Annotated in this window: 14 protein-coding genes and 1 pseudogene; 9 read left to right on the top strand and 6 right to left on the bottom strand. The window is 58.4% G+C overall.

Features of this window, described 5'->3' with window-relative positions:
* Positions 1–29: 29 nt before the first annotated feature.
* The 3 genes from QYH43_RS19375 (at position 30) to QYH43_RS19385 (ending at position 2,968) form a co-directional block, all read left to right on the top strand.
* Positions 30–1,991 carry an acetyl/propionyl/methylcrotonyl-CoA carboxylase subunit alpha gene (locus tag QYH43_RS19375; protein WP_301157848.1) on the top strand — a complete coding sequence of 654 codons (1,962 nt, stop codon included), beginning with the start codon at positions 30–32 and terminating at the stop codon, positions 1,989–1,991.
* Positions 1,992–2,061: 70 nt separating this feature from the next.
* Positions 2,062–2,604 (top strand): exonuclease domain-containing protein, encoded by a 543-nt coding sequence (locus QYH43_RS19380; protein WP_095060756.1) that lies wholly within the window; start codon positions 2,062–2,064, stop codon positions 2,602–2,604.
* A gap of 79 nt (positions 2,605–2,683) precedes the next feature.
* The gene (locus tag QYH43_RS19385; protein WP_007940055.1) at positions 2,684–2,968 is read left to right on the top strand and encodes a pyrimidine/purine nucleoside phosphorylase; all 285 of its coding nucleotides are present in this window, start codon (positions 2,684–2,686) and stop codon (positions 2,966–2,968) included.
* A gap of 72 nt (positions 2,969–3,040) precedes the next feature.
* On the opposite strand, the gene QYH43_RS19390 is transcribed toward QYH43_RS19385, so the two are convergent.
* Positions 3,041–3,847, bottom strand: coding sequence for an MOSC domain-containing protein (locus tag QYH43_RS19390; protein WP_095060758.1), 807 nt, complete (start codon positions 3,845–3,847; stop codon positions 3,041–3,043).
* 171 nt (positions 3,848–4,018) lie between these two features.
* Positions 4,019–4,954, bottom strand: coding sequence for a chemotaxis protein CheV (locus QYH43_RS19395; protein ID WP_301157849.1), 936 nt, complete (start codon positions 4,952–4,954; stop codon positions 4,019–4,021).
* Positions 4,955–5,385: 431 nt separating this feature from the next.
* Here QYH43_RS19395 and QYH43_RS19400 point away from each other — a divergent pair, with 431 nt between their 5' ends.
* The 3 genes from QYH43_RS19400 (at position 5,386) to QYH43_RS19410 (ending at position 7,861) form a co-directional block, all read left to right on the top strand.
* Entirely contained in the window at positions 5,386–5,856 is a 471-nt protein-coding gene (locus QYH43_RS19400) for a hypothetical protein (RefSeq protein WP_095060762.1), read from the top strand.
* Between the two features lie 455 nt (positions 5,857–6,311).
* A complete protein-coding gene (locus tag QYH43_RS19405) occupies positions 6,312–7,205 on the top strand; it encodes a sensor histidine kinase (protein ID WP_095060764.1) in 894 nt (297 codons plus the stop codon).
* Complete coding sequence (locus QYH43_RS19410; RefSeq protein ID WP_095060767.1) at positions 7,202–7,861, top strand: response regulator transcription factor; 660 nt, start codon at positions 7,202–7,204, stop codon at positions 7,859–7,861. The genes QYH43_RS19405 and QYH43_RS19410 overlap by 4 nt, the downstream gene beginning before the upstream one ends.
* On the opposite strand, the gene yegS is transcribed toward QYH43_RS19410, so the two are convergent.
* Positions 7,845–8,762: a lipid kinase YegS gene (yegS, locus tag QYH43_RS19415; RefSeq protein WP_095060769.1), complete on the bottom strand. Its 918-nt coding sequence runs from the start codon at positions 8,760–8,762 to the stop codon at positions 7,845–7,847. The two genes, QYH43_RS19410 and yegS, sit on opposite strands and share 17 nt — an antisense overlap.
* A gap of 263 nt (positions 8,763–9,025) precedes the next feature.
* Here yegS and QYH43_RS19420 point away from each other — a divergent pair, with 263 nt between their 5' ends.
* On the top strand, positions 9,026–9,298 hold the full coding sequence (locus QYH43_RS19420) for a hypothetical protein (RefSeq protein ID WP_095060783.1): 273 nt from the start codon (positions 9,026–9,028) through the stop codon (positions 9,296–9,298).
* A 62-nt stretch (positions 9,299–9,360) separates the two neighbouring features.
* On the opposite strand, the gene glp is transcribed toward QYH43_RS19420, so the two are convergent.
* Together glp and moaB are read right to left on the bottom strand one after the other, a co-directional pair.
* Positions 9,361–10,587: a gephyrin-like molybdotransferase Glp gene (gene glp, locus QYH43_RS19425; protein WP_095060771.1), complete on the bottom strand. Its 1,227-nt coding sequence runs from the start codon at positions 10,585–10,587 to the stop codon at positions 9,361–9,363.
* Positions 10,571–11,110, bottom strand: a complete 540-nt coding sequence (gene moaB / locus QYH43_RS19430) for a molybdenum cofactor biosynthesis protein B (protein WP_095060773.1) — start codon at positions 11,108–11,110, stop codon at positions 10,571–10,573. Before moaB ends, glp begins: the two co-directional genes overlap by 17 nt.
* An 81-nt stretch (positions 11,111–11,191) precedes the next feature.
* Between moaB and mobA the strand changes: the two genes are divergently transcribed.
* Positions 11,192–11,794 carry a molybdenum cofactor guanylyltransferase MobA gene (gene mobA / locus QYH43_RS19435; protein WP_095060775.1) on the top strand — a complete coding sequence of 201 codons (603 nt, stop codon included), beginning with the start codon at positions 11,192–11,194 and terminating at the stop codon, positions 11,792–11,794.
* Between the two features lie 78 nt (positions 11,795–11,872).
* Positions 11,873–12,094, top strand: coding sequence for a YgdI/YgdR family lipoprotein (locus QYH43_RS19440; RefSeq protein WP_095060777.1), 222 nt, complete (start codon positions 11,873–11,875; stop codon positions 12,092–12,094).
* Positions 12,095–12,145: 51 nt separating this feature from the next.
* Here the strand turns inward: QYH43_RS19440 and QYH43_RS19445 are convergent.
* Positions 12,146–12,361: pseudogene (locus QYH43_RS19445) on the bottom strand (IS4 family transposase); the annotation flags it as partial.
* Positions 12,362–12,393: the final 32 nt, after the last annotated feature.

The following is a 12,393-nucleotide window of genomic DNA, read 5'->3' on the forward strand; positions in this document are numbered from 1 at the left end:
AGACACCGCAACTTTCAGAGAGCCAACCCATGCCCGGACTCAAAAAAATCCTCATCGCCAACCGCGGTGAAATCGCCTGTCGCATCCAGCGCACCGCGCAGGCGCTGGGCTATCGCACCGTTGCCGTGTTCAGCGATGCCGACGCCGACGCCTTGCATGTGCAGATGGCCGACGAAGCAGTCAACATCGGCCCGGCTCCGGTGCAACAGTCTTATCTGAACATCCCGGCAATCCTCGACGCGGCACGCCGCACCGGGGCGGACGCGATCCATCCGGGTTACGGTTTTCTTTCGGAGAACGCCGGATTCGCCCGCGCCTGCCAGGCAGCCGGCCTCACCTTCATCGGCCCAAGCCCCGAAGCCATCGAATTGATGGGCAGCAAGCGCCTGTCGAAAATCGCCATGTTCGAAGCCGGTGTGCCGTGCATCAACGGCTATCAAGGTGCGCAACAGGACGACGCCACCCTGAGCCGTGAAGCCGAACGAATCGGTTATCCGCTGATGATCAAGGCCAGCGCTGGCGGCGGTGGTCGTGGCATGCGCCTGGTGCATGACGCAGGGGATTTGCTTGCGCAGATTCGCACCGCGCGCTCGGAAGCCTTGAACGGCTTTGGCAGCGATGAACTGATTCTCGAGCAGGCCTTGATCGAGCCTCGTCACGTCGAAATTCAATTGTTTGGTGATCAACACGGCAATCTGATTTACCTCGGTGAGCGCGATTGTTCGATCCAGCGCCGCCACCAGAAAGTCATCGAAGAAGCGCCCTGCCCGGTCATGACCACCGAACTGCGCCAGGCCATGGGTGAAGCCGCGCTCAAAGCCGGGCGAGCAGTGAATTACGTCGGCGCCGGCACGGTGGAGTTTCTGCTGGATGCCCGTGGCCAGTTCTACTTTCTGGAAATGAACACCCGGCTGCAAGTGGAGCACCCGGTGACCGAATTGATCACGGGATTGGACCTGGTGGCCTGGCAGTTGAACGTGGCCGAAGGGCAAGCGCTGCCATTGCGTCAGGAACAAGTGCAGCTCAACGGGCACGCCATGGAAGTGCGCTTGTACGCCGAAGATCCCGCTCAGGGATTCCTCCCGCAAACCGGATGCATCACGGGGTGGGAGCCGGGTCTGCAGGACGGTGTGCGGATCGACCATGGCTTGATCGAAGGCCAGACCATCAGCCCGTTCTACGACCCGATGCTCGGCAAGATCATCGCCCATGGCGCCACTCGCGAAGAGGCGCGGCGCAAGTTGCTGCGCGCGGTGCAAGACACCGTGCTGCTGGGCGTGCACGGCAATCAGCGCTTGCTCGCCAGCCTGCTGGAGCATCCACAATTTGCCAGCGGTGATTTCAGCACCGGGTTCATTCAGCAACATTTCGCCAACGATGCCTGCCTGCAACCGCTGGTGCCGAGCGCCGAACAACTGGCCATTGCTGCGGCGCTGCTTTATCACGCCTCGGCGATGACGCACCCTGCCCCGCTGGCCGGTTGGCGCAACAACGCCAGCGTGCCACTGCACTATCGTGTCGGTGCCGAGGATCAGGACTGGCCGGTGCAATTGCACGCCGTACCTGGCGAGCCATTGCAAATTCAAGCCGCCAGCCGCCATATCAACCTGAAGATCATTCAGTGCGACGGGCGCTGGGCCACCCTGGAAATCGACGGCATCCGTCAACGCCATGCTTATCGCCTGGAGGCCGGGCAACTCTGGTTATCCACCCGTCCGGGCAGTTTGCGCTTGGAGGATCGCACCCAGGCGCCGGTCAGCAGCCGGGCCAGCATCAGCACCGGCACCCTCAAGGCGCCCATGGATGGCGCGATTGTCGATGTGCTGGTCAGCGAAGGCAGCGCTGTGAGCAAGGGGCAACTGCTGGTGGTGCTGGAAGCCATGAAAATGGAACACCCGCTCAAATCGGGTATCGACGGTGTGCTCAAGCGTTTGCAGGTGCAGGTCGGCGATCAAGTCAAAAACCGCCAGATACTGCTGGAGGTCGAATAAGCCTCTAGGCGGAACCGCCGGGTTTGGCTACGCTCAGCGCTATCAAGACGCGGATACCAGGAACCCTGCAATGCCTCACTGGCTGGTCATTGATCTGGAAGCCACCACCGATGAGGGTGGTTGGCCGATAACGGAAATGGAAATCATCGAAATCGGCGCGACCCTGGTGGACCGCAAAGGTCGGGAGCTGGATCACTTCCAGCGCTTCGTCCGGCCGTTGCGGCGGCCCTTGCTGACGCCGTTTTGCCGGGAACTCACGCACATCACCCAGGCCAACATCGATACCGCGCAACCGCTGAGCGAGGTCTGGGCGGATTTTGAGCGCTGGCTTGGCCAACATCACACACACCTTGAAGGCTGGGTCAGCTGGGGCGACTACGATCGCAAACAATTGCTGCTGGAGTGGCAGCAGCTGCAACTCGCCAGCGTATTGGCCAACGTGCCCCACATGAACCTCAAGCAGCGGTTTGCCAAGGTGCGGCGGCTCGAACGTCCGCTGGGCCTCAATGGCGCCCTGCAACTGGCCGGCTTGCAGTTCACCGGCCAGCAACACCGGGCACTGGAAGATGCGCGCAATACCGCACGGCTATTGCCGCTGGTTCTTCCGCTTTAGACAGGTGACGACGCCAAGGGCCTTGTGCATACTGGCCGGCCCTTTTTAGCCCTTTTTAGCCCTTTTCGAGGAATCGCCCATGTTTAAAGTCAACGAGTACTTCGACGGCACCGTCAAGTCGATCGCCTTTGGCACCGCAGAAGGTCCGGCGACCATCGGCGTCATGGCTCCGGGCGAATACGAATTCGGCACCAGCCAGCGTGAAATCATGCACGTCGTGAGCGGCGCACTGACGGTCAAACTGCCGGACAGCAGCGACTGGGAAACCTTTGCCGCCGGTAGCCAGTTCAACGTGCCTGCCAACAGCAAGTTCCAGCTGAAAGTGGCTGTCGACACCGCTTACCTGTGCGAATACCGCGGCTGAAACCACGGTTTTTTTAGCGCAACAAAAAATGCCCGTGTCCTTGGACACGGGCATTTTTCATTCCTGGCACGGCTATTCGAGGATCTCTACCGGCATGCCGACTTCGAGTCGGCCATTGCCATCGTTGACCAGGTTCTGGCCAAACATCGCGCCATCTGCTGTGGAACGGTACTTCTGCAAGGTCGCAAAGGGTTCGCGATCTACACTGCGTTCGCCGGTTTCCGGGTCGATGGTGGTCAGGATGCAGCGTGAGCACGGCTTGACCACGCGGAACTCGACCTCGCCGATACGAATGCGTTTCCAGCCATCCTCGGCGAAGGCTTCGCTGCCCTCGATCACCAGATTCGGTCGAAAACGCAGCATTTCCATCGGGCGGCCGACCTCCTGTGACAAATCCTCCAAAGACGCCTGACCGATCAACAACAGCGGGAAGCCATCGGCAAACGCCACCTGATCATCATCTTTGCCGAAGCCCGCCTGAGTGGTCCGTGCGCGGTCCAGCGGCACTTGCACCAGACGTGTCGGTTGACCGATGAACTTGCTGACCCAGGCCGCCGCCGCATCTCCGGCATCGGGAACACGCAAGGTGTCGCGCCAGATAGTCACGCCACGCAGTTCCGCGTCACTGCCGGGCAGCACCACGTTCATCGGTGAATGGCCGGGAGCACTGAGGGTCAAGCCGCCTTCGGCATTCCACAAGGCCGACAGCTGACTCATCTGCGCCACCGCCCGCTGGGTCAGGAAGCGCCCGCTGGACTCATCCACCAGCATCCAGCGTCGATCTCCGTCCAGCCCCAACTTGTCGAGACCAATCTGTTGCAGGGCTTCACCCCTGGCGGATTTCAACGGATAACGATAAAGCGCGCTTAAACGCAGCATAGCCGGCTCCCTGGATGGCAAAAAAGCCACCCTATACGAGCTTGCTCGACGAATCAAAGAGCAAAAACCTGAAGGAGCGAGCTTGCTCGCGATGGTGTATCAGTTACATCCCTGCCGGATGTGCCGACGCGATCGCGAGCAAGCTCGCTCCAACAGTGGTCGAGGACTTGATCAGGCCGGAACTTCGTCAAGCATCAGACGCTGACGCACCACGTCGACGAGTTTGTCCGGCTGGAATTTGGACAGGAAGTTATCGCAGCCGACTTTCTTCACCATCGAGTCGTTGAAACTGCCGGACAACGAGGTGTGCAGCACCACATACAGCCCACGCAGACGCGGATCGTTGCGGATTTCGGTGGTCAGGCGATAGCCGTCCATTTCCGGCATTTCCGCATCGGTGAAGACCATCAGCAGTTTGTCGGTCATGTCCACGCCGGTGTCCGCCCAGGCCTTGAGCATGTTCAACGCTTTCAGGCCGTCGCTGGCGATGTGCATTTTCACCCCCAACTGCCCCAGGGTGTCGCGCAACTGAGCCAGCGCCACGTTCGAGTCATCCACCAGCAACACTTCACGGCCCCGGGCGCGTTCCAGCACCGGATCGGCCAGTTTTTCGCGGGACACCTTGGCGTTGTACGGCACGATCTCGGCCAGGACCTTTTCCACATCGATGATTTCCACCAGCTGATCATCGACCTTGCTGATGGCCGTCAGGTAATGCTGGCGGCCGGCGCTGGTCGGCGGCGGCAGGATGGCTTCCCAGTTCATGTTGACGATACGGTCCACACCACCGACCAGGAATGCCTGCACCGAGCGGTTGTACTCGGTCACGATGATCGTGCTGCCGGGTCCCGGCACCAACGGACGCATGCCGATGGCCTGGGACAAGTCGATGACCGGCAGTGTCTGACCACGCAGATTGACCACGCCGCACACGAAAGGATGGCGCTGGGGCATCAGGGTCAACTTCGGCAACTGCAGGACTTCCTGCACTTTAAAGACGTTGATCGCGAACAACTGGCGTCCGGCGAGACGGAACATGAGAATTTCCAGGCGATTCTCACCCACCAGTTGCGTGCGTTGGTCTACCGTGTCGAGAATGCCGGCCATCGATGACTCCAGGTCTTGTTCGGATGAATTCACTTAAGGAAGGTTATCGGCAATGTTTGCCGTAGCTTGACCCCTCTAAAATGCCACGCCCAAGCATTGATGTCACATTAACATCATGCTTTACTGGCGCCGTGATTGACCTCTGTCACCTCCGCGCCCCACGACCATCATTTGTGCATTAGGTTCCGCTGCATAAGGGATTCCCCTAGCAACAATCAGGTGCAACCTGATATTCGCAATATCCAATTGCCATTAATGTGACGCCATTCTCATTGCATGAACGGAGTCAGGCTTTTGTGTGCGATCGCAGGTAAGTGGCCAACCACCCTCTCGTCCTTCTCAGGCTGCCTCCAGGCCGGTTCAAAACCGGACTCCTTTCTCGTCGGCACACACGACACCCCCCTCATTTTAATGACGTTGTGGAGATAATCATGCCGAACGACCGTAAAGAGTGGGCTCAACGGATCCCGGAGTTTCTTGTCGAGGCTGAAACGCTCCTGGGTAAAACCGAGGAATGCCTGAGTCATTTGCAACTGATCAGCAATGACAAGGATGCCATCGACTGCATGCTCAGCAACTTGCTCAAGCTGGCCAACAGGGCTGATGCGCTGGCGTTGGCTGCCGTGTCGGAGTTCTCACTGCACATCCATGGCCTGCTGAACCACGCACAGAATCACATGAGCCTGCATGACGAGGCCCTGAGCGCACTGAAAGACTGCCTGACCCTGATTGCCTGGCAACTTGAACTCATCGACCAGACCACAGGCCAGCTCAGTCTCGACGAATCTGAACAGACGACGTTGATCGAAGCCTTTGCCTTTCAGGTCGGACACAGCCAGTTTCAACTACCCGTCAACACCAGGCCATTCACGCGCGTGTCCTACCTGGAACGGCAAGCCTGAAATCATCAACCGATGCTGGGGCGCAATGTTTTAGTGGGCGCCGATATTGGCCTGTGCGGATGTCGCTTTTAAAACCTTCCTGCATAAGCGACTGTTTGTAACTAATCAGTCATTCTTTTAGCCAGTTACATTCTGTATTCCATCTAAGGTTTTGCCTGGCATTAACACTGGCATCGACCACACTTTGTCCATTATGGATCCATAAGCCAAAAGCCCCCTTTCCTGACTTCTGCATCGACCCCACGCGCGACCAACGATTTCTTAAGTGCTATTATGCCGTCCATTAGTTGACGCCAAATAATGGTAGTGTGCGTGCCGACTACACCGGCAAATCAGCTCAGGCTGATGCAAAAATAAAAAACACACCCGTTGAAGTCGACGCGTCACCAGACAAAACAGAGACTTGTCCAATTGGCTGGTCTGCCCGCAGCGAACATCCATTGGCTCCATCCGTTATGCACGCCAGCCTCAAGTCAATCGCCACGTGGCCACCCTCCGGAGAAAATGCCCGCAGGTTCACGTTGTTGCTATGCGCCTGCTCCACAGTCGGTAGTTTGTGGGCTTATAGCCTGTCCATTCGCTTGCCACTGGGTCTGTTGCTTCTCAACGTTGCCGCGCTGACCAGCGTCTGGGTGCAATACCGCCTCTCTCGCAAATCGATAAAATTCCAGCCCCAGGAACTGGCCGACCGCCTGCTGCAGGTTCAGGAAAACGAGCGTCACCGATTGAGCCGGGAATTGCATGACGACATTGGCCAACTGCTGACCGCCGCCAAACTGCAAAGTGACTGGCTCAAACGGCGGATGCCCGAAGAACTCCACGGGCAATGCTCCATCCTGTGCGACACGCTCGAAGAGACGCTGGCCAAAGTCCGTGATGTTTCGGCCATCCTCAATCCCCGGCAACTGGCCAGCCTTGGGCTGGAAGCCAGTCTGCGTGCGCACCTGCTCAAGACCCTGGCCAATACGCCGGTGCACTGGAGCCTGGAATGTCATCAGCGCCTGACCGGCATACCGGAAGAAATCGCCGTGGCGGCATTCCGTATCACCCAGGAAGCGGTCACCAACATCTTGCGGCATGCCCAAGCGAAAAATTTGCAGGTCTGCCTGCAACGTCAGCCCCAAGGCCTGATGCTACAAATCCGCGACGACGGTCTGGGGTTTTCTCCTGCCTCAGATCCCGGCCGTGAAGGTCAACGGGGTATGGCCGGAATGTCGGAACGGATCGATCAATTGGGCGGCACATTGACCGTTGCCAGCGAACCGGGCAAAGGTACTCAAATCGAAGCTCTCTTCCCCTGGGCGCCTCGTGCGCTTGAACGGGCCAGTTCGAATAAGGTTATGCATTGACTTGTAACTTACTTCTGGTGGATGACCACTCGCTGATCAGGGCTGGCGTGCGCGCTCTGGTAATGGATCTTCCCGGCTATGCCGTCATTGGTGAAGCCAATGACGGGTCGCAGTTGCTTGAGCTGGTCGAGCAATTGCTTCCGGATATTGTCTTGCTGGATATTTCCATGCGGCAGACCGGAGGCCTGGAATCCTTGCAGCAGCTCAAACGCGTCCGCCCGCAAAGCAAGGTGCTGATCCTGTCCATGCACACCGACCCGGCTGTCATCATGCAGGCACTGGAATCCGGCGCCCACGGTTACCTGCTCAAGGACACAACCGCCACCGAACTCGAGCATGCTCTGGAGGCTTTGCGTAACAACGAACGCTACCTGAGCCCGGCCATCGCTCACACGGTCATCAATCAGGCGCTCACCCGACACCAGAAAAACCAGCCGGAGCCTTCCGACTCGCACAACCTGACCGCGCGCCAGCTGGAAATCCTGCGACTGATCGTTCGCGGGAAATCCACCCGGGAGATCGCCAACGGCCTGGGCTTGAGCGTCAAGACCGTCGAGACCCATCGCTCGCAGATCATGAAACGCTTGCAGATCTACGACGTGGCAGGTCTGGTGCTGTTTGCAGTGCGTGAACAAATCATCAGCCTGGACGATTAACCTCTGCATTGGCGCTTAACAGCAGCGAGGTCTCAGGCAAATGCACAAGCAGCGCCGCTGGACGCACCGAAAACCGTAGGCTATTCCCTTCCAGTGGCTCACCGTCCAGGTTGATGTAAAGCCCTTCAGACACCTTGATCTCGATCCAGGGCAACCGGGCGCGAACGAACAGGCTGTCGATGCCGAACCCCTCGGTCAGCAGGTTCTTTAATGTGCCCACCACTTCCTGCGGTGCAGGCAAGATACTGATATCCAGTAATCCGTCATCCACCAGGGCTTCAGGACACAGCACCCGCCCTCCACCGGCCTGCCGTCCATTACCGATACCCAACGCCAACAGATCGCCTTGCCAGTGAAAGTCCGGTCCCTGCAACTCACCGTAAGCCGCATGCAGCTCGTTGAAGCGTGAAAGACCGGTAAACAGATAGGCCGCGCCACCGAGGATCTTTTTCAGTTCTTCCGAGGTGTTCGCCGTCACCTGACTGCCAAAGCCTCCCGTGGCCATGTTCAGAAATACCTGCCCATCGACCTCTCCCAGATCGATTGCACTCGGCGCAGACTCCAGAAGCTCCAGCGCCAAAGCGGGTTCAAGCGGGACGCCCGCCGCGCGCGCAAAATCGTTGGCAGTGCCCAGCGGCATCAGCACCAGGCTGGCCTGGGTCGGTTGCATTGCCATGGCTTCGGCGATATCACGCAAGGTGCCATCGCCGCCCCCCGCGATGATCTGCCGATAACCCGCCGCCAGTGCTTGCGTCACCATCCGCTGCGCGTCGCCGGCCTCCCAGGTCAAGCTAACCGCCAACTCCCAACCCTGTTCACGTTTGTTTGCGACAGCGGCACGCACCTCTTCGTTGAGCGCCTGCTTGCCATGCAGAATCAATAGCGCCTTGCGTTCGCTCATGCGGTGTTCCCCCGGAATGAATGCCATCTGGGAAATGTGACCTCGCCACACGCCATAAAAGTCGCCAGGTCGCGAATTAATTCCGGCGGGTAATTTTGTTCGGTATCACATTGCGGGATTTTTCTTACAAAACGTGAGGAATCGGCTCAATTGACCCAGAAAGAGGATTGGTTCACTTTGGGTCGGCGGTTTTCAGTCATCAGGACAAACACAAGGACGTGCCATTGCAAAACCAACACATCGGTTCATCGGTCATTCAGGTTATGGCGCTCGCAGAAAAACGTGCCGACCACCGGGCAGAGCCCAAAGACAGCGCAAAAGCCACTGGAGAAGTTGATATGGAACCTCGCGTCACCGAACTGGAAACACACCTCAAGTACATCCGCAGAGACATGGACGAAGTCCGGGGTGACGTCAAATCCATCAAGCATCGGCTTGCCTACTCGGCTGGAGGTACAGCGGTCGTCCTCGGGCTCCTCGGCTGGATTGCCAATAGTCGATTCGAGCAGGTCATTGCCCTGCTGCTGGCTCATTGACTCGCCATAAGTGCAAAGCCCGGCTCATTCGACCGGGCTTTGCATGTAGGGTGGAGCAGCCGTCAGCCCAATACTTCACTTAACGGAATGAAGTTCACGCTATCACCCTGAACCAAGGTGCGCCCCTCCAGCACCTCAACCAAACCATCGGCCCACGCGGCACTGCGCAGTACGCCGGAACTCTGGTTTCTATAGATAATTGCCCGACCGTTTTCTAGGCGTCCCCGTAGATACTCACGCCGGTTACCGGCCTGTGGCCAGTCAAACCCTGCGGGCACCTGCACGTTTAGCGGCTCAACGTCTTGCACGCCCTGTCGGCGCAGGAGGTAAGGCCTGGCCAGTAACGCGAAGGTCACCAGCGTCGATGCCGGATTGCCAGGCAGACCAATCACGGGCACGCCACGAAAATGCCCGAACGTCAGTGGTTTACCGGGTTTGATCGCAAGTTTCCACAGCGTTAATTCACCTTCTTCACGCAAGGCAATGCCCAAAAAGTCGGCCTCACCTACCGATACTCCGCCTGTCGAGAGAATCAGGTCGACATCCTTCAATTCCCCCAATCGGGCGCGAGTGGTTTCCAGATTATCCGGGAGAATGCCCGCATCAATGACTTCACAGCCCAAACGCTGCAACCAGCTGCAAAGCAATACCCGATTACTGTTATAGATCTGCCCCGGCCCCAACGCTTGTCCTGGCTCAATCAACTCGTCGCCAGTGGACAACACGGCAACGCGCACTTTTCGGATGACATCAAGCTCTGCACAGCCCAAGGAAGCCGCCAATCCTTGTTCGATTGGGCCCAAACGCGTGCCTGCCGACAGAATCAGCTCACCGACCGTGGTTTCCTGGCCTTGCGGACGGATGTTCTGGCCCGGAGTCATGACTTCGGTGAAGCGCACTCGCTCATCGGCCTGAACGTCGGCGTTTTCCTGCATTTCGACACAATCGGCGCCGGCGGGAACAGGTGCGCCCGTGAAGATTCGCGCACAGGTTCCAGGCTCCAGGGGAGCGGGAGCCTGGCCGGCAAAAATCTTCTGGCTGACGGTCAACGGTTCACCCGTCCAGTCCGCCATCCTCAGCGCATAACCGTCCATGGCACTGTTGGGCCAGGGCGGCAGGTCAAGCGTCGACAGTAAATCTTCAGCCAACACTCGACCCTGCGCCTGCGCCAACGGCAAGCGTTCACGCTCGAAAATTCTTGAGGCTTCAGCCATTTCAAGCAAGCGTGCCAATGCCGCTTCGACAGGCATCAGGCTGCCGGTCTTGCCCGGCTTACCCACGGGATTCACAAGGGGCAGCCTGTTTCAAATGCGTCACGAAATTGCACGGGCGATGCCGCGAATCCAGCTGTTCGCCAAGGATGCCATCCCACCCCGTGCGCACGGCATTGGTCGAGCCCGGCAAGCAGCAGACCAGCGTGCCATTGGCCAAACCGGCCAAAGCTCGGGACTGAACGGTCGAGGTGCCAATGTCGGCCACCGATATCTGACGGAACAGTTCACCGAAACCATCCACCTGCTTGTCCAGCAAGCAGCTCACTGCTTCCGGCGTACTGTCACGTCCGGTAAATCCGGTGCCGCCGGTAATCAGCACGACTTGCACGACATCGTCGGCAATCCAGTTGGCCACTTGCGCGCGAATTTTGTAGAGGTCATCTTTGAGCAATACACGGGCAGCAAGGTGATGGCCGGCAGCGGTCAATCGGTCGACAAAAACCTGGCCGGAAGTGTCGGTTTCCAGGGTGCGGGTATCACTGACAGTCAGTACGGCGATGTTCAGCGGTGCGAAAGGCACATCAGCCTTGGCTTTCATAGGCTCGTCCAGTTGTAGGAGAAACAGCCCGGTGTTATATCACAGCGCCCCCTTTTTGCGCCGCTCCCGTGGAGACCTGCCATGACCACCAATACACATTTGCCGCCCTGCTCCATTCTGCTTCTGGCAGGTGGCCGCGGCCAACGTATGGGTGGCCAGGACAAAGGGTTACTGGACTGGCACGGCGAGCCGCTGATTACCCACTTGCATGCCAAGACCCGCGGGATGACCGATGACCTGATCATCTCCTGCAACCGCAATCTGGAGAAGTACGCGCCCTACGCCGATCAGTTGGTCCATGACGATGAAAGGGATTTCCCCGGCCCTCTGGCGGGTATCCGTGCGGGTCTGAACGCGGCTCGCCATACTCATCTGCTGGTTATGCCCTGCGACGTGCCACGTGTAGATGCGGCGCTGCTCACCAGCATGCGCGAAACCGCCAACCTGCATCCGGACAAACCGCTGATGCTGCGTCATGGCGACCATTGGGAACCGTTGTTGTGCGTGATACCGGTGACGCTCAAGGCAGCGTTCGAAGAAGCCTGGAATCAAGGTGAACGCAGCCCGGGCCGACTGATGCGCAAGCTCGGTGCAACGGCGTTGCAATGCCCCGACAATGACCCTCGACTGGCCAACCTCAACACACCGGAACTGTTGAGCACCGACTACACTGTGTCAGACTGACACTATGTGAGGAACTTGCTCGTGCCGTTTACGTCTCAAGCTCGGTAACCAAAAGAATTCCCATTCGGAGACACACCCATGACACAACGGACCCTCGCCACTTTCATGCTTGCCCTCGGCCTTGCGACCCTTGCCGGTTGCGCATCGCCATCGGTGATCACCTTGAATGACGGTCGCGAAATCCAGGCCGTCGACGCGCCACAGTACGACGATGAAACTGGCTTCTACGAATTCGAACAGCTGGATGGCAAGCAAACACGCATCAACAAGGATCAGGTTCGTACCGTCAAGGAGCTGTAATCCAGGACGAGATATCAGATACAGAAAAGCCCGCTAGTCGCGTAATGCTGTTCACTTAAGCGGAGCAGCCTTACGGTCCACCGGAAACCGGGTCTTTGAGATCTTCACCGTCCTTGGCCTCAAAGGCCTCGGACGGTGATCCAGAAACATCCCTCCTACACCCGCCCTTAGCTCTGCCAACCGTCTTCCCGTTGCTGAAATCGGATTTGCCGCAGCCATCACGATCAGTTGAACGGCGATGTATTGGCAGGCTGGCTTGAAACGGATGCCTGCCTAGAAAGATCCAGCGCTGAGGCTAC

Origin of the sequence: Pseudomonas sp. C32, assembly GCF_030417915.1 — a bacterium.
Taxonomy (GTDB): Bacteria; Pseudomonadota; Gammaproteobacteria; order Pseudomonadales; family Pseudomonadaceae; genus Aquipseudomonas.